The following is a 21,047-nucleotide window of genomic DNA, read 5'->3' on the forward strand; positions in this document are numbered from 1 at the left end:
TCCTTCGTTGATGCGTCGTGTTTCGTCGCCCGCAAAGGGCAGCGTTTACATCGCTCCGTTTACGTCGAGCACGGACAGGATGTTGCCGGCGGGGTCCTTGAACCAGGCGATGGTGGGGCCGCCGTTACCGCGGGAAATACCCTTCGCGTCGGTCTTGAAGCCCGGTTCGTCATAGATCTCGAAACGTACGCCGCGTTTGCCAAGTTCATCCACCGCTTTGTCGACGTCCTCGACAGGGAAGTTGAGGACAGTGAACGTGGCTGGCGAATGATGGGGCTTTGGATAGATCAGGACATCGGCGCCGCCGCCGAGGTGCAGGGTCAGGAGGCCGTGTTCCTCGGAGACTTCGAGTCCCAAGGTCCGGCCGTAAAACTCCTTGGCTTTCCCGAGATCGTTGGTCGAGAAGCCACTGAACGCTTCGCTTGCCTTCAACATGACTGCACTCCTTTGCATCATGGTTTCAGCCTGCATCCACGCGACATGAAACGCGCAGGTGTAGAGATTGGTTGCGCCCCCGGGCGCCGGAATAGCCTTTGCATCATTCCGGTCTGGGAGCGCGGGGCGGTGGACCGCGCTAGGCTGCCTGCTCATAGACCTGCTTCAGGGTTTTGATGTCGAGCTTCGTCATCTGCATCACGGCTTCCATCATCTTCTGCGACTGCGCCGGTGACGCGCTCCCCATCAGGTGGGGCATGTCGCTTGGAACGACCTGCCACGACATGCCGAACTTGTCTTTCAGCCAGCCGCACTGCTGCGTTTCGCCGCCTTGCGAGAGCTTCTCCCAATAGTGGTCGATGTCCTGCTGGGTTTCGCAGTTCACCATGAACGAGATGGCTGGTGAGAAAGAGAACATCGGCGGTCCGTTCAGCGCCAGAAACTTCTGTCCTTCGATCTCAAGTTCCGCCGTCATGACCGAGCCCTTGGGCATCGGCATGTTGTCGCCATAGCGGGAAATATGGCCGACCTTGGCGGACTTGAAGACGGACTTGTAGAAGTTGACGGCGTCTTCGGCTTTGCCGTCGAAAAACAGGCAGGGCACGATCTTTTGCATCGGACTTGCTCCTTACGCGGGAATGGAACGTGGAATGGGATAATTTCAGGCCGTGACGATGGTGTCGAAACCGCCGAAAAACATGCGCTTGGCATCGAAGGGCATTTTCTTCGGGTCCATCATGTTTGCGAGGCGCGGGTCCTTCATTACCTTGGCCATCACAGCGTCACGGTGTTTGCGCGACTTGTAGGTGATCCAGGCAAACACCACGGTCTCGCCGGTCTTCAGCTTCACGCTCTGCGGAAACGACGTTACCTTTCCGGGCTTGACGTCCTCGGCGACACACTCGCGATAATCCAGCGCGCCGTGATCGAGCCAGACCTTGCAGGCCAGCTTGGCCATGGCCGTATAGGCTTTCAGCTTCCTTTTCGGGACGGGCAAAACAAATCCATCGACGTACTGCATTTCGAACTCCCTGGTGGCTTCGAGGTTTATGCCGGTTACCGGCGGTGAATCAGGCGGCTTTGGCGTGGTGGCCCGGGAACGGGTCGCGCCACGCCGGCAGTTCGTTGAGCCGTGCGTGCCAGCGCGCGATCTCGGGAAATTCACCGATCGGAATCTTCGCCTTCTCCGCATAGGGCAACGTCGCGGCGACCGCGAAGTCGGCGAGTGTGATGGCATCGCCGACGAGATAGTCGCGGCCCCGTAAATGGTTATTGAGCACCGAACCGTGTTGCCGGACCCATTTTTCGGCTTCCTGCACGGCGGCGGCATCGGGTTCGCCGAAACCGAGCTGCGGTTTGACGAGATTCTGAAAGTAAAGCGTTCCGGCGAAGCGCGTGAAATGGCTGGCATCCCAACTCAACCAGCGCATCACTTCGATCTGCCGCTGGTCGTCGGGCCAGATATCCGAACCCGCCACGCGCGCGAGGTGGCACATGATGGCATTCGCTTCCCACAGCTTCGTCTCGCCGTCCTGCAGGACGGGAACCTTGCCGTTGGGATTGATGCCGAGAAATTGCGATGTCCTGTTCTCCGACTTCGCCAGATCGACATAAACAAACTCGACGGGCGAGTTCAGGTACTTGGCGACGGCGCAGGCCTTCCGGGGATTCAGCGTTTCGGAATAAAACAGCTTCATGTCGATTTCCTCCGCACTTACGCAAACAGCTGCTCGAGCTTGTCGAGCGTTCCAGTCCAGCCGCGGACGTGACCGTCGCGGGCCTCTTCGTTGAAGAACTTGTCGTGGGTGAGCGTCAGCAGCGTGATGTCGCCCTCGGCGCGCAGCACCACGGTGACCTGCGACACGCGCTCCGGCGTCGAATGCCACGCCCAGCTAAAGACAAGCCGCTGCGGCGGCGACACTTCGAGATACTTGCCGCCGACCTCGTGATATTCGCCGTCGTCGGTCTTGAAGCTGATGCGGAAGTGCCCGCCGACGCGCACATCCATGTCCGCCTTGACGCTGTCGCCTACTGTGTGTCCGGGTCCGAACCACTGGACGATTTTTCTGGGGTCTGTCCACGCTTCGAAGACTCTTGCGGCGGGCGCGTTGAGTCGTCGGGCGAGGGTGAGGCTTGGCTGGGTGAGCATGAATCCTTCTCCACAAAAGCGGCGAGACGATCGAGTTGCGCGGTCCAGAATCGCTGATAGCGGCTGAGCCATTCCATTGCCTGCTCCATCGGGGCCGCCGTCAGGCGGCACGTGACTGTGCGGCCTGTCTTGGTCTTGGTGATCAGCCCCGCGTCCGAGAGCACGTCGAGATGCTTCATGACCGCGGGCAGCGACATATCGAACGGTTTCGCCAGTTCGCTGATCGTGATGCTCTCGCGTCCTTCCAGTTCCGCCAGCAGCGCGCGCCGCGTCGGGTCAGCGACGGCGGCAAAAACTCGGTTCAGGCGGTCAGTTGAATAGTAAACCATATGGTTAAGTATACGCGCGTGCGCGAGGAGGTCAAGAGGCGGATTCCAGGGAACTGCGACTTATTGCCCTGAGGCGGCCTTGATGAGCTTCACCGCGTCGTCGCTCGCCCATTCGGCGGGCCCGGCAAGGGTGGCGATTTCGCAACCGGCGCCATCGACCAGAACGGAGGTCGGCATTCCCAGTGCGCGGCCGACGGATTTCAGTTCCTGAAACACCTTGGCTTTCGAATCGGCAAAATAGCCGAGACGGGTGAGAGATGCGTCCTTGAGAAAGTTTTTCGGCTTGTCGAGATCGCGGGTGTCGATGTTGATCGCGACCACCTCGAAGTTCGGTCCGCCCAGTTTGCCTTGCAGGCTGTCGAGCGCCGGCATCTCTTTCCGGCATGGCACGCACCAAGTGGCCCACAGATTCACAAGCACCGTGCGCCCGCGCCACTCCGACAGCTTGCGCGGCTTGCCCTCGGCGTCATCGAAGGCGAGGTCCGGTACGCGCAGCGCGTTCTGAGCCATGGTTAATGCCGCGACCTCGCCACGCGCCAAGGGGGCGATTTTCCTGGCCAGATCGACAGCCGGACGGCACTCCGGATCGCCAGACGGATTGCCTGTTAACCCACCGATCCCGTATACCCCGACATATCCGATCCCAGCGCCTATAAGGATGGCTGCCGCGACCATGGGGATGCGGCGGAAGGGCTTCCGAGATTGGCCGGGTTGTTGCTGGACGGCGTCAGGCATTTTGCTTGTCATACTCCGGGACTGGTCTGCTGCGATGGTGGCGAGTGGCAATTTGCGAAGCGGTTGGCGGGCAACCCTAATGAAGATGAGCGCGTGAGTAACAAGATATGAGCAACAAGATGTGGGGCGGCCGTTTCGGGGAAAGCCCCGATGCGATCATGGAGGAAATCAACGTCTCGATCGACGTCGATCAGCACCTTTACGCCCAGGACATTGCGGCGTCCAAGGCGCATGCAGCCATGCTTGCCGCTCAAGGCATCATTACGGCAAACGATGCAAAAAACATCACGGGCGGTCTAGACACGATTTTGTCAGAAATCGGCAAAGGCACCTTTACCTTCAAGCGCGCGCTCGAAGACATCCATATGAACGTCGAGAGCCGTCTCGGTGAGTTGATCGGGCCGGCGGCGGGCCGCCTGCACACGGCGCGTTCGCGTAACGATCAGGTCGCCACCGACTTCCGGCTTTATGTGCGCGACGTTATCGACAACATCGACAGGGCGCTTGCGGCTTTTCAGCGCGCGCTGGTCGATCGCGCCATCGAACATGCCGACACGGTCATGCCGGGCTTCACGCATTTGCAGACCGCGCAGCCGGTGACGTTCGGTCACCATCTGCTGGCCTACGCCGAAATGGCGGCGCGCGATCGCGGCCGGTTCGCGGACGCCCGCAAGCGGCTGAACGAAAGTCCGCTTGGCGCGGCCGCGCTGGCAGGCACCTCGTTTCCGATCGATCGTCACGCCACCGCAAGCGCGCTCGGTTTCGACCGGCCGATGGCAAATTCGCTCGATGCGGTATCCGACCGCGACTTCGTGCTCGAGACGCTGTCGGCGGCGTCGATCGCGGCTGTGCATCTGTCGCGCTTCGCCGAGGAAATCGTGATCTGGACCTCGCCATTGGTGGGGCTGGTGCGGCTGTCCGACAAGTTCACTACCGGCTCGTCGATCATGCCGCAAAAGAGAAATCCCGATGCCGCCGAACTGGTGCGCGCCAAGACCGGCCGCATCATCGGGTCGCTGACGGCGTTGCTGATCGTGATGAAGGGACTTCCGCTCGCCTACCAAAAGGACATGCAGGAAGACAAGCAGGGTGCGATGGAGGCGTTCGAAGCGCTGTCTCTTGCGATTCGCGCGATGACCGGGATGACGCTCGATCTGGTGCCGGAAGAAGCGCGGATGAAAGTCGCGGCGGGCGAGGGCTATGCTACCGCAACGGATCTTGCCGATTGGCTGGTCCGCACACTGAAGATGCCGTTCCGCGATGCGCATCACGTCACCGGCCGTATCGTCGCGAAAGCGTCGGAACAGGGACTGGCGCTGCACAAGGTGCCATTGTCCGAGATGCAGGCGGTCGAGCCGAAGATCACCGCCGAGGCGCTGGAAGTCCTGTCCGTGCAGGCATCGGTGGAAAGCCGTACCAGTTACGGCGGCACGGCCCCCGCCAACGTCCGCGCGCAGGCCAAGGAATGGCTCAAGCGGCTGGAAAAAGAGCAAAATTTGGGTTGAAGCCAGAAATTTTCATCATTTCCGGGCCTCGCCAGAGCGACACCTTCTTTGTATGGTGACGCGCAAATTCAAGGACTGACCCGTGGCTTCTCGCTCCATTCCTTCGCTCTCAAAACTAACGGCCATCGGGCTGATCGCCGCTGCATGTCTGCTCGCAGGATGCGGCCGCAAGGCAGGCCTCGACCTTCCGCCAGGTGCCGTCGCCGAGCAGCAACAGAACGGCGCGACCGCGGCGGAAATCGCCGAGCAAAACTCTGCGTCGAACTTGCAAAGCCAAGTTTATCGCCCGCCGGGCAGCAGCAGCATCGCGGTTGCTCCCAAGGGTCAGAAAAAGCGCATTCCGCTCGACGCGATCCTGGACTGATCCCGCCATGAATCATTTCCAGTATCGCAACGGCGTGCTGCACGCCGAAGATGTGAGCTTGGCCAGCCTCGCCGACGAGGTCGGGACGCCTTTCTATTGTTACTCCACCGCGACCCTCGAGCGGCATTACCGCGTCTTCGCGGAAGCCTTTGCCGGCGTGCGGACCCTCGTATGCTACGCGATGAAGGCAAATTCCAATCAGTCCGTCCTGCGCACGCTGGCGAAACTCGGCGCCGGCGCCGATGTCGTGTCCGGTGGCGAACTGAAGCGCGCGCGGGCCGCCGGCATCCCGCCGGAAAAAATTCTGTTCTCCGGAGTCGGCAAGACCGAGGCCGAGCTACGTCAGGCGCTCTCCGAAGACATTCTGTGCATCAATGTCGAGTCCGAACCCGAACTCGAATTGCTGTCTAATCTCGCGCGCGAGACGGGCCGCACCGCGCGTATTTCCGTGCGCATCAATCCGGATGTCGACGCCAGGACACATGCGAAAATCTCGACCGGAAAGTCCGAAAACAAGTTCGGGATTCCGTTGAGCCGCGCCCGCGCGGTCTACGCGCGCGCCGCGAAGCTGCCCGGCATCAAGGTCACCGGCGTCGACATGCACATCGGCAGCCAGATCACCGATCTCGGCCCGATGGAGGACGCGTTCAAGCTGCTGGTGGAGTTTGTCGGTACGCTGCGCGCTGACGGCCACGCTATCGCGCATGTGGATTTTGGCGGCGGCCTCGGCATTCCGTACGAGCACGATCTGCCCAATCCGCCGGAACCGGCCGCCTATGCGGCGATGGTGAAGCGTGTGACCAAGGGTCTTGACGCAACACTGATGTTCGAGCCGGGCCGCATGATCGTCGGCAATGCCGGAATTCTCGTGAGCCGCGTGATCTATGTGAAGCATGGCGATGCGAAGAACTTCGTCATCATCGACGCCGCCATGAACGATCTGATCCGTCCGACGCTGTACGAGGCGCATCACGATATCCTGCCGGTGAACGAGAATGCCGCGCGCGATTTCACCGCCGATGTGGTCGGTCCGGTCTGCGAGACCGGCGACTATCTCGCGCTCGATCGCAGGATGGCCGAACCGAAGCGGGGCGATCTGATTGCGATCATGACCGCGGGCGCTTACGGCGCGGTGCAGTCCGGCAGCTACAACACCCGTGCGCTGGTGCCGGAAGTGCTGGTCAAGGATGGACAGTATGCGGTGGTGCGGCCGCGTATCGATGCCGATGCGCTAATCGCGATGGACCGCACGGCGCCCTGGCTATAGTCACCCAATATTACCAGATACCCGGGACCAGCCGATAACGGACATCCCGGCAATAGTCGTCATAGCCGGACAGTCTGGCGACGAGAAATTTTTCTTCATCGATCAGGCGAACCGCGATCATTGCGCTCAAGGCGATCGCCGGAATGAATGCCCACCAGGAATTGAGCGCCAGTGGCGTTGCGAGAAACAGCAGCACCACGCCGGCATACATCGGGTGCCGGACAATCGCATAGGGCCCGTTTGAGATGACCTTCTGATCCTTGGTCACCTCGACAATGCTCGAGGCATAGGTGTTCTCGCGAAACACCAGAAACGTGATGAAGAATCCGAGCGCGACGCCGATCTGGCCGATGACAACCAATGCCATCGGAATGTGCGACCAATGCCAGCGCGCATCGAAGCCCGGCACCAGATAGAGGATAATGCCGAAGACCGACGTCAGGGCCTGAATGATCTTCTGGCTTTTTTCCTTTTCCGCCACCGGCCCTGCCTTGAGCCGCCGTCCGATCAGTGCGTCATCATGTCTCGCGAGATACAGGATGATGGCGGCGGAACAGGCCGCCATGATTGCGAGATAGACCCAGCCTTCCCGGAAACGCAGTGTCCAGGCGGGTAGAAACAACAGAACCGCGAGAACGATCATCGCCTTGAGCAAGCCGGTCATGGCTTTCTGTGCATTGGCCGTCATGATGATCTTCCAGCTTCGTTTTGCGCGCCTCTCAATTAGCCCCAAGGCGGATGCCTCCAAGACCGACGGTCGGGCTTTGTCTGTCACGCTTTCGTGACACCCCAACATGGGGGGGCGGCAGGACCTTTGCATGTGGGTATGCGCGTTGAGGCCATGCCTCATTGCCGCCGCTGTGATACGCTGCGCTATCGCAAATCTGGAGAGCCTGTTGAGCGGACCGATCCCAGACCCAACCGAGCGTCCGCGCGATCCTGAATCGGCGCGGAGGCTTCAGCTTGCGCAGGCCTTGCAGCGCGCGCGGCTTGCGGTTGCATGGGAGCGCGGCTGGCCGCATCTCGCGCGGCTTTTGACGGTCGTCGGCCTCTTCCTGGCCGCGTCGTGGGCCGGACTCTGGGTCGCATTCCCCTTCGCGGTACGCATCGTCGCATTTGTCGTGTTTGCGGCGTTTGCTGTGGCAGCGCTTGTTCCCGCGATTCGCTTTCGCTGGCCGTCCCGTGAAGACGCATTGCGCCGGCTCGATCGCGGCACCGGCATCCCGCATCGCCCCGCCACGGCGCTCACCGATACGCTGAAATCGCAGGACCCGCTCACGCAGGCGCTGTGGCAGGAGCAGCGCGTGCGGACGCTGGCGTCGATCAAGCGCATCCGCGCGGGTTTGCCGTCCCCGCGTCTGGCGCTCCACGATCCATGGGCATTTCGTGCGCTGGTCGTCGTACTGATGGTCGCGACCTTTGTCGCCGCCGGCAACGACCGATTTGCGCGGGTGGTCGCGGCGTTCGACTGGAACGGCGCGTTTTCCGCAGCCAACGTTCGCGTCGATGCGTGGGTGACGCCACCGCCTTACACGAGCCGTCCGCCGGTCATTCTGTCGGCCTCCGTCAACAAGGACACGCCGCCGTCCGACGCCGGTCCCGTTTCCGTGCCTGCGGGAAGTACGTTGATCGTCCGCTCCAGCGGCGGCAGGCTGGATGTTTCTGCCGGTGGCGGCGTGACGGAAATTCCCGTCACGGAGAATGCGCCGCAGGGCACCAACGAGCGGCGCTTTACCATTGCCAGTGACGGCACCGCGCATGTGCGCTCGCCGTCGGGGCAGCCGCAATGGACTTTCAAGGCGATGCCCGACCGCGCGCCGTCGATTTCGCTTGCCAAGGATCCCGAACGGCAAGCGAAGGGTGCGCTGCTGCTCTCCTACAAGCTCGAAGACGATTACGGCGTGACCGAAGCGCAGGCGCAGTTCGCGCCACGCTCCAGCGGCAAGCCGGATGCCGCCACGCCGCAGCCGCTATACGATCCGCCGTCGATCACGCTCGGGCTGCCGAACGCAAGGACGCGTAATGGCGTCGGCCAGACGGTGAAGGACCTCAGCGAAAATCCCTATGCCGGGGCCGATGTCACGCTGACGCTGACGGCGAAGGATGAGGCCGGCAACGAGGGGCGCAGCGAGCCGTTCGACATGCGGATGCCGGAGCGGCTGTTCGCAAAGCCGTTGGCGCGCGCTTTGATCGAGCAGCGCCGCAACCTTGCGCTTGACGCCAACCAGAAGCCGCTGGTGCTGATCGCCCTTGAGGCGCTGACGATCGCGCCCGAGGCGTTTACGCCGGAGCTTGGGTATTATCTCGGCATGCGCAGCATCGCGGCCCAACTCGGCCGCGCCAAATCGCGTGAATCGATGCGCGAAACCGTTGACAATCTGTGGGCGCTCGCGGTCGCGATCGAGGACGGCAACATCAGCGATGTCGAGAAGGCGCTGCGGGCCGCCCAGGACGCGCTGAAGGATGCACTGGAGCGCGGCGCCAGCGACGAGGAGATCAAGAAACTCACGGACAACCTGCGTGCGGCGCTGGACAACTTCATGCGTCAGCTTGCCGAACAGTTGCGCAACAATCCACAGCAACTGGCGCGGCCGCTCGATCCGAACACCAAGGTCATGCGTCAGCAGGACCTCAAGAACATGATCGACCGCATGGAGCGGCTGTCGCGCTCCGGCGACAAGGACGCGGCGCGCGCGTTGCTCGATCAGATGCAGCAGATGCTGGAAAACCTGCAGATGGCGCAGCCCGGCCAGGGCGATGGCGACATGGAGCAGGCGCTGAACGAACTCGGCGACATGATTCGCAAGCAGCAGCAACTGCGCGACAAGACCTTCAAGCAGGGACAGGATTCCCGGCGCGACCGCAGCCGCGGCGAGCAGGGCGACCAGAATGCAATGGACGGCCTGCGTCAGGACCAGCAGGCGCTGCGCGACCGGCTGAGCAAGCTGCTCGATGACATGAAGAAGAACGGCATGATGCCGGGCCAGCGCGGCGAGAAGGGGCAGCCGGGGCAGGGTCAGCAGCCCGGTCAGGGGCAGGACGGCCAGCAGGACGGCGGCGACTCGCTTGGCGACGCGGATTCTGCGATGGGCGATGCGGGCAATCAGCTTGGGCAGGGCAACGCCGACAGCGCCGTGGATTCGCAAGGGAGAGCGCTGGAAGCTCTGCGCAAGGGCGCGCAGAATCTCGCGCAGTCGATGCAGCCCGGCGAGGGGCAGGACGGCGGTCCGGGCAACCGCGCAGGCCGCCAGCAGAACAGGGGCAACACCACCGATCCGCTGGGACGGCCACTCAGCGGCCGTGAATGGAGCGACGATCTCACGGTGAAGATTCCCGGCGAGATCGATGTGCAGCGCGTGCGGCGAATTCTGGAAGAACTGCGCCGTCGCCTCGCGGACCCGGCGCGGCCGCAGATCGAGCTCGATTACATCGAGCGCCTGCTCAAGGACTATTGAGCTTCGGGCAGGTCGGTCCGGTTCCAAACCGAACCAGATTTTCAAAATGGATCGCTTGACAGGTCGCGGAGACGCTTGTATTTAACCAGAAGGTTATTTAACCGATTGGTTATATGAAGATGCCGATGGACCCACTCAGCAGCAAATTCGCGGCGCTTGCCGACCCCACCCGCCGTGCCATTCTTGCGCGGCTGGTGCTGGGCGAGACGTCGGTGACCGAACTTGCCGAGCCGTTCGAGATGAGCCTTCCGGCGGTCTCCAAGCATCTCAAGGTGCTGGAACATGCCGGGCTGGTGACGCGGGGCCGCGCGGCGCAGTGGCGGCCGTGCAGGATCGAACCCGCCGCGCTCAAGGAAGTTGACGACTGGCTTGAAGAATATCGCCGCTTCTGGGAGGCGGGGCTCGACCGTCTCGAGGAATATCTCGGCGAATTGCAGGCCACGGAGAAGCAGGAAACACCCGCGAAGCGACGCAAGACCGCGAAGCGCAAATCTCCGCGCGCGCCGCTCAAAAAATAGAGACCCGTTTACGGCAGCGAATGTCAGAAATCCCATCACCATCAGCCAGTGAGGAGTTTATCCATGACCGACCAGCCAGCCCAGCTTCCCCCGCTTGTCCCGCATATCGTGTTGGACGGCGCCGTCGATGCGCTCGCGTTCTACAGCAAGGCGTTCGGCGCGATCGAAACGCTGCGGATGCCCGCGGAAGACGGCAAGCGCCTGATGCACGCACAGATGATGATCAACGGCGCCGCCGTGTATCTGATGGATTACTTCCCGGAGTATTGTAACCACGGCGACGGCAAAACCGAATCTCCCGGCAAGCTCGGAGGTTCGACGTTTCTCATTCACCTCGAAGTGCCGAACTGTGACGAAGCCTACAAGCGCGCCATTGCCGCCGGCGCAACATCGATCCTCGAACCGTGGGACGCATTCTGGGGCGCACGTTACGCGCAGGTGCGCGATCCGTTCGGCCACGGCTGGAGCCTCGCGCATCCGCAACCGCCCGTAGCCGCCTGATCATCACGAGGTGTCAGAAAATCCGTCGGAGAAAAGAAATGACATCAGCTCAATCCGCCGTGGCGGAAGTCTTCAGCAAGGAATTCGTCATCGAGCGCGTGTTCGACGCACCGCGCGATCTGGTCTGGCAGGTTTTCACGGAGCGGGACCATTTGATGAAGTGGTGGGGCCCAAAGGGCTTCAAGATGATCGTCGGCAATCTCGACCTCAAGCCGGGTGGCACTTTCCACTACGGTATGCAGGGGCCGGACGGCAGCGAGATGTGGGGCAAGTGGGTGTTCCGCGAAATCGTAAAGCCCGAGCGGCTGGTCTTCATCAGTTCGTTTTCCGACAAGAATGCAGGCCTGACCCGTCATCCGATGGCGCCGACATGGCCGGTTGAAATGCTGGGGACAGCGACTTTTATAGATCAGGGCAGCAAAACCCTGCTGGTCAATCGCGTGGTCGCGCTGAACGCGACGGACGAAGAGCGCGCGACGTTCGAGGGCAACTTCGACAGCATGACTCAGGGCTTCGGCGGGACGTGGGATCAGCTTGCGGCCTACCTCTCATCGCTGCGCGCCTGAATTCCGGAGAGTATCATGGATGAACTCGTTCCGATTTCGCCGGTCGCGCTGTGGACTGGCCGCATCCTTAGCGGTCTGGTGATCGTGTTTCTGCTGTTCGACGGCGCTATCAAACTGATCCCGCTCGATATCGTCATCGAGACGTCCCGCCAGCTTGGCATCCCGACCGATCTTGCGGTCATGCTCGGCGTGCTGACGCTGATCGGCACGGTGCTTTATGCATGGCCGCGCACCTCGGTACTCGGTGCGATCTTGCTGACCGGCTATCTCGGCGGCGCAATCTACGTGCATGTCCGCGCCGGCAGCCCGCTGTTCAGTCATACGCTGTTCGGCGTCTATCTCGGCATTATGATCTGGGGCGGTCTCTATCTGCGGGACGAGCGCTTGCGCCTGATCTTTCCCTGGCGACGATGATTATCGATCACATTCCGGCAAGTGGAGTAAGGCATGACCATTCTGATGTACATCGCGATTGCTCTCGCTGTTGTTATCGCAATCGTTCTCATTCTCGCGGCGATGCGCCCCGACACGTTTCGCGTTGAACGGTCGATCGACATCAATGCACCGGCGGATAAAATCTTTCCGCTGATCAACGACTACAGGCATTGGGGTTCATGGTCGCCCTATGAGAACCTTGACCCCGTGATGCAGCGGACCTTCAGCGGCGCACCGAGCGGCAAGGGATCGGTATATGAGTGGACCGGCAACAAGAACGTCGGCCAAGGCCGCATGGAGATTCTTGAGACGACGCCACCGTCAAAGATCGTCATCAAGCTGGATTTCTTCAGTCCGTTCGAGGCTCACAATTTCGCCGAGTTCACGATGCGCCCGCAGGGCAGCGCGACGAACGTCACCTGGGCGATGCACGGTCCGGCGCCCTTCATGGCGAAGATCATGCACCTGTTCATGAACATCGACCGGATGTGCGGCGATCAGTTCGTGCAGGGACTGACCAGCATGAAGGCCGTTGCCGAGAAACCGGTTTGATTGGTGATCTGCCATGGCAACCGCTCGCGATCTGCGGCGTATCGCGCTTTCGCTGGAAGGCACAACAGAGGCGCCGCATTTTGACCGTGCGGCGTTCAAGGTGGCGCGGATTTACGTGACGCTCGCTGCCGATGGCCGCACTGCCAATCTCAAGCTCTCACCGGAAGAGCAGGAATTCAAATGCCTGCTTGCGCCAAACGCATTCGCCCCGGTCCCGAATGCCTGGGGCAAGCAGGGATGGACGACACTCAGTTTTGCGGCGCTCGGCGTCGCTGAACTCAGGAATGCATTGGAAACGGCATGGCAACATGCGCTACCGAAAAAGCGGACGTGACAAGTGGTGACGGTCGCTGGCTGCTAGGACGGATCGAGCAGTCTTGCTCCGGTGCCCTGCGTCGAAAGCCGATCCCCAGGATTGCACAGAGGGCATGTCTTCATCGACAAGCATCCGCATCCGATGCAACCATTCAGCTGATCGCGCAAGCGGGTCAGCTTGGCGATCCGATCGTCGAGGTCGGCACGCCACTTCGCCGAGAGCCTGGTCCAATCCTTGGCGGTCGGGACGTGTCCGTCAGGCAGCGATGCAAGGGCATCGCGGATCGTCGCGAGCGGCAACCCGGTGCTCTGCGCCACCTTGATGACGGCGACACGGCGCAGGACCGCTCGCGGATAGCGGCGCTGGTTGCCACGGTTTCGCGAACTCGCAATCAGCCCCTTCGACTCATAGAAATGGAGAGCAGAGACGGCGACCCCGCAGCGTTCTGCGACCTCGCCGACGCTCAGTTCTCGTGCAATTCCCGTCAATTTCTCGTGCTTCATCATGGCTTGACCTCAACTATGGTTGAGGTTCTAGGCTACGAGCACGGTCGCCGCAAGCGGTATGCTTCGATGATCGAAAGGGCCGACCGACAATCAGAGATGGAACCATGCCAGACGCGACATATCAGGACCGAATTCAATCGCAGGACAGCCCATCCCGGCCGTTCGTGCTCATCAACAGCTTCACGCCCAAGCCGGGGAAACTCGACGAACTTGCAAATTTTCTGGAAACCGCGCGCAATCGTCTCGCGGACGCGGTTCCCGGATTTCACGGCGGCCGGGTCTATCGCGATGTGGATGGAAGCTCGGCTCTGCTCATCAGCGTGTTCGAGACGGAAGATCACTACGAGAGCTGGACGGCAACGCCGATGTTTGCGGAGCATCAAGCGCGAATCGTGGGTCTTACCGATGGCATGGGCCAATCGCGCGTTGAGTCCAGTCGCGCGCGCCGAACCGAGCGCCGCGGAACGGCGCACACAGGAGACGCTGCTGCACGAGCGTCTTCGCGGTGGAGATCGTGAATGCGGCTTGCTCTCAGCCGTTGCGGCCTTCTCCGCGCAGCGTCGGCAGGCCGATGCCGGTCGCTTCGAATCCGCCGTCCACGCACAGCATCTGGCCGGTGATGTAGCTGGCGCGCTCACTGCACAGGAAGAAGATCGCTTCGGCGAGTTCTTCCTCGAGACCGTAGCGGTTGAGCGGAATGGTGTCGTGATAGTCGGCGCGGATCGCGGGCGTGTGGACCGCCTTGGCCATCGCAGTGTCGACCGGGCCGGGCGCGACCGCATTGACGCGGATGCCCAGCGTCGCAAGCTCCACGGCGAACTGTTTGGTGAGATGGGCGAGGCCGGCTTTGCTGGTGCCGTAGGCGGTGCGCAGGGTCGAGGCGCGGAGCGCGGAAATCGATGTGATATTCACAATGGCGCCGCCGCCGTTCTCGCGCATCAGCGGCGCGGCCGCCTGTGTGCACAGAAACGGCCCGGTCAGGTTCACCGCCAGCACGCGGTCCCAGTCGGCCTGCGTGGTTTCCAGCAGGGGCTTGAAGATCGCGATGCCGGCGTTATTGACAAGCGCGTCGAGCCGGCCGAAATGCTGCACGACTTGCTTGAACGCGGCCGCGACGGCATCGGCATCCGACACATCGCAATGGATCGCCAGTGTCGTGTCGGGTGCGGCCAGCGTCTTGTAAGTCTGGGCAAGAAGTTCGGCCTCGATGTCGAGCAGGACGACGCGCCAGCCTTCGGCCAGAAATCGTTTAGCCACGGCGAGGCCGATGCCGCGTGCGGCGCCCGTCACCAGCGCGATCTTCTGTTGTTCTTTCGCCATGTCCCGTTCCGTTTCTTGTTTGATGCCATCGATCACCATGGCATTGACCATTTTTCGGGCGGCCTCACAACCTCTTCGATGCGACCCGAGACCGGTTGCTGACCCATCGCGCGGACTGACCGGCAGGCCGCCCACACAATCGCCAAGAATATTCAGGATACGTCACGTCATGTCATCAAATTTTGCAAAGAACGCGATCGTGCTGGGTCTGCTCTCCGCGATCGGACCCTTCGCCATCGATATGTATCTGCCCGCGCTGCCGGCGATCGCCGCGGATCTTCACGCCTCCACTGCGGCAACACAGATGACGCTGATGGCCTTTTTCGTGTCGCTCGGTGTTTGCCAGATTGTATATGGGCCAGTGTCCGACATGGTCGGCCGCAAGCCGCCGCTCTATTTCGGAATCGTGGTGTTTGCGCTCGGCAGCATCGGCTGCGGTCTGGCGCCCAGCATCACGTGGCTGATTGCGTTTCGCTTCCTGCAGGGTCTTGGCGCTGCGGCGGTCATGGTGATTCCGCGGGCAGTGATCCGTGATCTGCATACCGGGGTCGACGCGACGCGCCTGATGTCGCTGGTCATGCTTGTGTTCAGCGTCTCGCCGATTCTGGCGCCGCTGGTCGGCAGCGGCCTGATTGTGCCGTTCGGCTGGCGCTCAGTATTTGTGGCGGTCACCGTCGCGGCGCTCCTGTCGTTCCTGCTGGTCGCCTTCGTGCTTCCTGAAACCCGGCCGCCGGAGGAGCGAATTCAGGTCAGCGTCCGCAGCGTGCTGGACGGATTCGGCGAATTGTTTCGCGACTGGCGCTTTCTTGGGCTGACCTTCATCGGCGGCTTTGGCATGGCGAGCTTCTTCGCGTTTCTTGCCAGTTCGTCATTCATTTACATCGGCCATTTCGGCCTGACGCCGACGCAGTACAGCCTCTCATTCTCCGTCAATGCCATCGGCTTCATCGGGGCGTCGCAACTCAGCGGCTATCTCGCCGGGCGCTTCGGGATCGCGCGAGTCGTCTCGGTCGCGGTCAGTTGCTACGCGGCGTTTTCGGTCGCGCTGTTCGTCGTCATCGCGAGCGGCGTCGATAATCTCGCTGTTCTGATCGTGATGTTGTTCTGCGCGTTCGCATGGCTCGGCCTGGTGATCCCGTCGACGATGGTCCTTTCGCTCGAGGAACACGGGCCGATCGCGGGCATGGCGTCAGCACTGGGCGGTACGCTGCAAATGGTCACGGGCGCGGTGATGATTGTCGTCGCCAGCGCATTCTTCAACGGCACCTCGCTGCCGATGGTGGCGACCATCGCGGTATGCGCGGTTGCGGCATTCATTCTGACGCGGCTGACATTACGGCCGGGCAAGGTCGCGCCACAACTGGCGGAATAGCATGGAGCGAAGTGAAGACCGGTTCGTGTAAAGAAAACGCGTCAATTAATGACGGTCAGTCGATTTTCCGCGATGCCAATGCATCCGCCACCGCGGTGCGGATGTCCGCGACGGCAAATGGCTTGGTGATCACATCGTGGACGATGGCGTCCAGCCCTGAGGCGCGCTCGCGCTGATCGGCGAAGCCCGTCATCATGAGAACGGTCAACCGCGGAAAATCACGCGCCACCGCCAGCGCCAGCGCGATGCCGTCCATCACCGGCATCTTGATGTCGGTCAGAAGCAGGTCGAATGCGCCGCTTTCGCGTGTCAGAATCTCCAGTGCCTCGGCGCCGTCCTCCGCGGTCACGACCTCATGGCCGTCCATGGCGATCGCCCGCGCGACCAGCAGGCGCATCGACTCTTCGTCGTCTGCGATGAGAACGCGCGGCATTCAGGTGCCTCCGGAGCCCACATCCAGCTTGTGGAAGAACCTCACGGCAATTTCACGGCCTTCCGCGGGCGGCGATGCCAGCCGCGTCTTGAACCAGGCTTTTTCGCCGGGGTTGAGCACCGGCTGCTCCAGCACCGCGTTCCAGGCGTAGATGTCTGCGCCTTTGGCGTCGCGCACGATGAACCGCAGGCGCGGAATTTCGACTGACCTGCGCGCGACATCGATGAGTGCGCCCTCGATCAACAACACCGGCTTGTTGTCCACCATCTCAGTGCTGATCTTGAGATCCTCGAAGGCGAGGCCGCGCAGGTTCACGCCCATGCCGATCATTTTGTAGAAGGTCGCAGTCTGCGGCATCGCGCGCACCACATCGGCGCGCCAGGCGAGGAGGGCAAAAACGATTGCGCCGAGCGCCAGGCAGGCGGTTGGCAGCGTCAGTGCGCCGGGCAGTGCCTGGGCCCAGTTTGCGGGCTTCAGGAATGGCGCGATGGACCGGCCAACGCCCTTGAATCGTGAGCGGGATTTGGCCGGAACGGCATCGGTGATCGCGTCCTGCTGGGCCAGTGAAGACCAGTAGGGGTCGGCTTCGGCGGCTGGCCGCGTCGTCTCGGCTTCGGTCCATTCGGCGGCTATGGATGGGCTGTCGATGTGCGGGGTGTGGTTGTCCTGCCAGTCGCCCGATGGGTCATCGTTCGGCTCGAAGCCGGCTTCCGGGCGGGCGGGTTCCATCCCGGGCCGGGACATGGCGTTGGCCGAAGCCAGCTCCTGTGGCGTCGCCAGCCAGATTTCGTGGCATCGGGCACAGCGGACCCGGCGTCCGGTCTCGGGGAAATTGCCCGGATCGACCGCGTAGGATGTCGTACAATGGGGACAGACAATGTGCATGGACGAATCGCCAAAGTGAAAGCGCCCCAAAGCTATCCGGCGTCCGTTAACGAATCGGAAACCATAACGGACGCACAAGCGTTTTACGGTATTCGCCCAATCGGCCGTCCGGGGACCGCCGTGTCCGGCGGCCCTCTCGAACGGAGCTGAGCTTGGTCCGGTTCGAAAATGTCGGTTTGCGCTACGGGCTCGGCCCGGAGGTTCTGCGCGACCTGACCTTCCAGATTCCGGCCCGCTCGTTCCAGTTTCTCACCGGACCGTCCGGAGCCGGCAAGACGTCGCTGCTGCGCATGTTGTTCCTGTCGCTGCGGCCGACGCGCGGACTGGTCAATCTGTTTGGCAACGACGTGTCGATGCTGAACAAGGACTCGCGCGCCCAACTGCGCTCGCGCATCGGCATCGTGTTGCAGGATTTCCGGCTGCTCGATCACATGACGACGTATGAAAATGTCGCGCTGCCGTTCCGCGTGATGGGGCGCAGCGAATCCAGTTATCGCAAGGAAGTTATCGATCTGCTCAATTGGGTCGGTCTCGGCAAGCGGATGGATGCGCTGCCTCCGATTCTTTCCGGCGGCGAGAAACAGCGCGCGGCCATCGCGCGCGCGGTGATCGCGCGGCCGCAACTGCTGCTGGCCGACGAGCCGACAGGCAACGTCGATCCTTCGCTGGCGCGGCGGCTGCTGAGCCTCTTCATTCAATTGAACAAGTCTGGAACCGCCGTCATCATCGCGACCCACGATATCGCGCTGATGGATCAATATGAGGCGCGACGCATGGTGCTGCATGAGTCGCGGTTGCATATCTATGATTGACGAGCGCAAAAACATGATGGATCTCGGCGACAGCACATCGGAGGTCGCTGCGAATGCGCGGAACCTGTCGCCGATCGTTCCGCGCGGATCGATTGCCGGGCGTGCGCTGATTGCCGTCGTCGCCATCATGACGTTCCTGGCGTCGATGACGACAGGGGCGGTGCTGCTGGTGCGCGCATCCGCGGCCGAGTGGCAGTCCGATGTCGCCAGCGAACTGACGATCCAGTTGCGGCCTTCTCCGGGGCGCGACATCGAGCGCGATGTTCGCGCCGTCACCGACGCCGCGCGGGTGGTGCCGGGTATTCTTGAGGTGCGGCCTTATACCAAGGATGAATCGGCCAAGTTGCTGGAGCCCTGGCTGGGCACCGGACTGTCGCTGAGCGATCTGCCGGTGCCCCGTGTCATCGTCGTACGCATTGCACCGGGCGCGGCTCCCGACCTTGCGGTGTTGCGCAAGGCTGTCGCCCAGGCCGCGCCGTCCGCGAGCATCGACGATCACCGCGCCTGGATCGAGCGGATGCGGTCGATGACGGGGGCCATCGTTCTGGCAGGGACCGGAATTCTCATTCTCGTGATCGTAGCGACCGTGATTTCGGTGTCGTTCGCCACGCGGGGCGCAATGGCGGCCAACAGGCCGATCGTCGAGGTGCTGCATTTCGTGGGCGCGCAGGATCGCTATATCGCCAATCGCTTCCTGCGCCATTTCCTGCGGCTTGGCCTTGAAGGCGGGATTATTGGCGGACTGGCTGCGATGCTGACATTTGGCTTCTCGGAATCCATCGCCAGCTGGTTCTCGGGCACGCCGGTCGGCGACCAGTTCGCCGCCCTGCTGGGAACGTTCGCGTTGCCGGCTTCGGGGTATCTCGCCCTCGCGGCCCAGACCGTCATGATCGCCGCCGTCACCGCATGGGCGTCGCGGCGGACACTTTTTGCGACCCTTGAAGAGATCGACTAGGCCCTTCCCGAATGCTGTTGCCCGATCGGCTCACGGCGACTGATCAAAACATGGTTGAGCAGTGTTTTGAGGCCACAGCCGTGCCGGATTTTGCGATAGACTGACAGCAACACGATGTGACCGAGCGAGTTGAGATTGCCCGAGACGTCCCGCAGCCATGACAGCAAACCGACGCATCCGCGCCTGCGCCGACGCGTGGCGATGCTTGTCGTCTTCGCGGTTCTCTTGTTCGTCGGGTTGGGGTTCGTCGATTTTCTGTCGAAGGTGCCGCCCTCCGAGGATAAGCCTCCGCGTAATGCAGACGGCATCGTGGTCCTCACCGGTGGATCGTCGCGCGTTTCCGACGCGATCGAATTGCTCTCGGCAGGTTATGGACGCAGGCTTCTGATTTCCGGCGTGCACCCCACAAATGGCTACAGCGATATCCAGCGCACCATACCGGACAGCCAGCGCCTGCTCGGCTGCTGCGTCGATCTGGATCGTTCCGCCGTCAACACCCGCAGCAATGCGACGGAGACGCGACGCTGGGCGGCCGAGCGCGGCTTTCATTCCCTGATCGTGGTGACATCGAACTATCATATGCCGCGTGCGATCGTGGAATTGTCCCACGCGATGCCGGACATCGAACTCGTGCCGTTCGCCGTGGTCGGGGACAAATGGCGCGAGGAGCCGTGGTGGACGAGTGGCGCTGCGCTGCGCCTCCTGCTATCGGAATACGGCAAGTATCTTTTTGCCGAGATGAGGGTCGCCTTCGGTGGCTTGGGGCAGGGCGGTATTCCGGAAGTCGGTTTGCCGCCAGCGCCGAACAAGCCGGCGACCGCGTCCGCCAACTAGTGGTCTGGTTCTGACATTCGGGTTTATCGATGGTTTCGGTTTTTCTGCGTTCGCTGCTTTACAATATCGTCTTCTATCTGAACCTCGCGTTCTGGGTGCTGCTCGGAATTCCGACCTATGTCATGCCGCGCTGGGGCATCGTCTGGATTGCGACCAACTGGGGGCGAACCAGCATCTGGTGGATGCGGATCATCTGCAACACCAAGGTTGAATATCGTGGCCGCGAGAAAATTCCGAAAGGGCCGCTGATTGCTGCTTCCAAACATCAGTCGGCGTGGGAAACCTTCGCGCTGCTGCAGTTTTTCGATGAGCCGCTTTACATTCTCAAACGCGAACTGCTGTGGCTGCCGTTGTTCGGCTGGTACCTCAGCAAGGCCGGCATGATCGGCGTCGACCGCAAGGCCGGCGGACGCACGTTGATCGACATTACCAAGCGCGCGGCCCGCGAAACCAAGCGTGGCCGGCAGCTTCTGATTTATCCCGAAGGAACACGGCGGGCCGTCGGCGCGCCGCCCGATTACAAAAACGGCGTCAGCCTGATTTATGGCGAAGCCGGCGTGCCCTGCATTCCCGTCGCGCTGAATTCCGGCCTGTTCTGGCCGCGCCGGACCTTCATGCGCTATCCCGGCACGCTCGTTGTCGAGTTTCTCGACCCGATTCCGCCGGGCCTCAAGCGTCAGGAATTTACCGCGCGCCTTCAGGCTGTCATCGAAGAGGCGACCGACAGGCTGGTCAAGGCAGGACGCGAGGAACAGGTCAGGCTGATCGGTTTCTCCGCGCCGGTCGTCGCTCCTCAATCCTGA

28 protein-coding genes are annotated in these 21,047 nt (G+C 62.0%); 16 read left to right on the plus strand and 12 right to left on the minus strand.

The features are described from left to right. Positions 1–45: 45 nt before the first annotated feature. From AC07UB_RS14195 to tlpA, 7 genes are all read right to left on the minus strand, one after another. On the minus strand, positions 46–435 hold the full coding sequence (locus AC07UB_RS14195; protein ID WP_494653561.1) for a VOC family protein: 390 nt from the start codon (positions 433–435) through the stop codon (positions 46–48). 139 nt (positions 436–574) lie between these two features. Continuing rightward, positions 575–1,051: a VOC family protein gene (locus tag AC07UB_RS14200; protein WP_494653563.1), complete on the minus strand. Its 477-nt coding sequence runs from the start codon at positions 1,049–1,051 to the stop codon at positions 575–577. Positions 1,052–1,096: 45 nt separating this feature from the next. Continuing rightward, on the minus strand, positions 1,097–1,456 hold the full coding sequence (locus tag AC07UB_RS14205; protein WP_492790874.1) for a DUF1428 domain-containing protein: 360 nt from the start codon (positions 1,454–1,456) through the stop codon (positions 1,097–1,099). Positions 1,457–1,505: 49 nt separating this feature from the next. After that, positions 1,506–2,132, minus strand: coding sequence for a glutathione S-transferase family protein (locus tag AC07UB_RS14210; RefSeq protein ID WP_494653566.1), 627 nt, complete (start codon positions 2,130–2,132; stop codon positions 1,506–1,508). A gap of 17 nt (positions 2,133–2,149) precedes the next feature. Continuing rightward, complete coding sequence (locus AC07UB_RS14215) at positions 2,150–2,497, minus strand: SRPBCC family protein (RefSeq protein ID WP_492792702.1); 348 nt, start codon at positions 2,495–2,497, stop codon at positions 2,150–2,152. Next, positions 2,464–2,913, minus strand: a complete 450-nt coding sequence (locus AC07UB_RS14220) for an ArsR/SmtB family transcription factor (protein ID WP_494653568.1) — start codon at positions 2,911–2,913, stop codon at positions 2,464–2,466. Before AC07UB_RS14220 ends, AC07UB_RS14215 begins: the two co-directional genes overlap by 34 nt. Before the next feature lie 60 nt (positions 2,914–2,973). Beyond that, on the minus strand, positions 2,974–3,648 hold the full coding sequence (tlpA, locus tag AC07UB_RS14225; RefSeq protein ID WP_494653641.1) for a thiol:disulfide interchange protein TlpA: 675 nt from the start codon (positions 3,646–3,648) through the stop codon (positions 2,974–2,976). A 107-nt stretch (positions 3,649–3,755) separates the two neighbouring features. On the opposite strand from tlpA, the gene argH reads away from it, so the two are divergent. From argH to lysA, 3 genes are all read left to right on the plus strand, one after another. Next, positions 3,756–5,153 (plus strand): argininosuccinate lyase, encoded by a 1,398-nt coding sequence (argH, locus tag AC07UB_RS14230; RefSeq protein WP_492790870.1) that lies wholly within the window; start codon positions 3,756–3,758, stop codon positions 5,151–5,153. An 82-nt stretch (positions 5,154–5,235) separates the two neighbouring features. Beyond that, positions 5,236–5,517: an LPS translocon maturation chaperone LptM gene (gene lptM / locus AC07UB_RS14235; RefSeq protein WP_492790869.1), complete on the plus strand. Its 282-nt coding sequence runs from the start codon at positions 5,236–5,238 to the stop codon at positions 5,515–5,517. Positions 5,518–5,524: 7 nt separating this feature from the next. Continuing rightward, on the plus strand, positions 5,525–6,784 hold the full coding sequence (gene lysA / locus AC07UB_RS14240; RefSeq protein ID WP_494653571.1) for a diaminopimelate decarboxylase: 1,260 nt from the start codon (positions 5,525–5,527) through the stop codon (positions 6,782–6,784). Between the two features lie 10 nt (positions 6,785–6,794). Here the strand turns inward: lysA and AC07UB_RS14245 are convergent, their stop codons facing one another. Continuing rightward, positions 6,795–7,472 (minus strand): methyltransferase family protein, encoded by a 678-nt coding sequence (locus tag AC07UB_RS14245; RefSeq protein ID WP_494653573.1) that lies wholly within the window; start codon positions 7,470–7,472, stop codon positions 6,795–6,797. Between the two features lie 208 nt (positions 7,473–7,680). On the opposite strand from AC07UB_RS14245, the gene AC07UB_RS14250 reads away from it, so the two are divergent. From AC07UB_RS14250 to AC07UB_RS14280, 7 genes are all read left to right on the plus strand, one after another. Next, positions 7,681–10,239, plus strand: a complete 2,559-nt coding sequence (locus AC07UB_RS14250) for a TIGR02302 family protein (protein WP_494653575.1) — start codon at positions 7,681–7,683, stop codon at positions 10,237–10,239. Between the two features lie 125 nt (positions 10,240–10,364). Next, a complete protein-coding gene (locus AC07UB_RS14255; RefSeq protein WP_492790865.1) occupies positions 10,365–10,757 on the plus strand; it encodes an ArsR/SmtB family transcription factor in 393 nt (130 codons plus the stop codon). Between the two features lie 63 nt (positions 10,758–10,820). Beyond that, the gene (locus tag AC07UB_RS14260; RefSeq protein WP_494653578.1) at positions 10,821–11,258 is read left to right on the plus strand and encodes a VOC family protein; all 438 of its coding nucleotides are present in this window, start codon (positions 10,821–10,823) and stop codon (positions 11,256–11,258) included. 38 nt (positions 11,259–11,296) lie between these two features. Continuing rightward, a complete protein-coding gene (locus tag AC07UB_RS14265; RefSeq protein ID WP_494653580.1) occupies positions 11,297–11,824 on the plus strand; it encodes an SRPBCC family protein in 528 nt (175 codons plus the stop codon). A 15-nt stretch (positions 11,825–11,839) separates the two neighbouring features. Beyond that, positions 11,840–12,238: a DoxX family protein gene (locus AC07UB_RS14270; RefSeq protein WP_494653582.1), complete on the plus strand. Its 399-nt coding sequence runs from the start codon at positions 11,840–11,842 to the stop codon at positions 12,236–12,238. 33 nt (positions 12,239–12,271) lie between these two features. Then, entirely contained in the window at positions 12,272–12,811 is a 540-nt protein-coding gene (locus tag AC07UB_RS14275; RefSeq protein WP_494653584.1) for an SRPBCC family protein, read from the plus strand. A gap of 13 nt (positions 12,812–12,824) precedes the next feature. Next, on the plus strand, positions 12,825–13,145 hold the full coding sequence (locus AC07UB_RS14280; protein ID WP_492790860.1) for an MmcQ/YjbR family DNA-binding protein: 321 nt from the start codon (positions 12,825–12,827) through the stop codon (positions 13,143–13,145). 23 nt (positions 13,146–13,168) lie between these two features. Here the strand turns inward: AC07UB_RS14280 and soxR are convergent, their stop codons facing one another. Further along, positions 13,169–13,630 carry a redox-sensitive transcriptional activator SoxR gene (gene soxR / locus AC07UB_RS14285; protein WP_492792701.1) on the minus strand — a complete coding sequence of 154 codons (462 nt, stop codon included), beginning with the start codon at positions 13,628–13,630 and terminating at the stop codon, positions 13,169–13,171. 107 nt (positions 13,631–13,737) lie between these two features. On the opposite strand from soxR, the gene AC07UB_RS14290 reads away from it, so the two are divergent. Continuing rightward, positions 13,738–14,151 (plus strand): antibiotic biosynthesis monooxygenase family protein, encoded by a 414-nt coding sequence (locus tag AC07UB_RS14290; RefSeq protein ID WP_492790859.1) that lies wholly within the window; start codon positions 13,738–13,740, stop codon positions 14,149–14,151. 13 nt (positions 14,152–14,164) lie between these two features. Here AC07UB_RS14290 and AC07UB_RS14295 read toward each other — a convergent pair whose 3' ends face one another. Next, positions 14,165–14,953: an SDR family NAD(P)-dependent oxidoreductase gene (locus AC07UB_RS14295; RefSeq protein ID WP_492790858.1), complete on the minus strand. Its 789-nt coding sequence runs from the start codon at positions 14,951–14,953 to the stop codon at positions 14,165–14,167. 169 nt (positions 14,954–15,122) lie between these two features. Here AC07UB_RS14295 and AC07UB_RS14300 point away from each other — a divergent pair, with 169 nt between their 5' ends. Beyond that, the gene (locus tag AC07UB_RS14300; protein ID WP_492790857.1) at positions 15,123–16,325 is read left to right on the plus strand and encodes a multidrug effflux MFS transporter; all 1,203 of its coding nucleotides are present in this window, start codon (positions 15,123–15,125) and stop codon (positions 16,323–16,325) included. Positions 16,326–16,380: 55 nt separating this feature from the next. Here AC07UB_RS14300 and AC07UB_RS14305 read toward each other — a convergent pair whose 3' ends face one another. Further along, positions 16,381–16,758, minus strand: a complete 378-nt coding sequence (locus AC07UB_RS14305; RefSeq protein WP_492790856.1) for a response regulator — start codon at positions 16,756–16,758, stop codon at positions 16,381–16,383. Further along, on the minus strand, positions 16,759–17,643 hold the full coding sequence (locus AC07UB_RS14310) for a zinc-ribbon domain-containing protein (RefSeq protein WP_492792700.1): 885 nt from the start codon (positions 17,641–17,643) through the stop codon (positions 16,759–16,761). A gap of 152 nt (positions 17,644–17,795) precedes the next feature. On the opposite strand from AC07UB_RS14310, the gene ftsE reads away from it, so the two are divergent. The 4 genes from ftsE (at position 17,796) to AC07UB_RS14330 (ending at position 21,047) form a co-directional block, all read left to right on the plus strand. Next, entirely contained in the window at positions 17,796–18,455 is a 660-nt protein-coding gene (gene ftsE, locus AC07UB_RS14315) for a cell division ATP-binding protein FtsE (RefSeq protein ID WP_492790855.1), read from the plus strand. A 13-nt stretch (positions 18,456–18,468) separates the two neighbouring features. Further along, entirely contained in the window at positions 18,469–19,410 is a 942-nt protein-coding gene (locus AC07UB_RS14320) for a cell division protein FtsX (RefSeq protein ID WP_494653588.1), read from the plus strand. 135 nt (positions 19,411–19,545) lie between these two features. Then, positions 19,546–20,244 (plus strand): YdcF family protein, encoded by a 699-nt coding sequence (locus AC07UB_RS14325; protein ID WP_492790853.1) that lies wholly within the window; start codon positions 19,546–19,548, stop codon positions 20,242–20,244. Between the two features lie 29 nt (positions 20,245–20,273). Continuing rightward, on the plus strand, positions 20,274–21,047 hold the full coding sequence (locus tag AC07UB_RS14330; RefSeq protein WP_492790852.1) for a lysophospholipid acyltransferase family protein: 774 nt from the start codon (positions 20,274–20,276) through the stop codon (positions 21,045–21,047).

This window comes from Afipia sp. GW821-FHT04G03, from assembly GCF_059419985.1.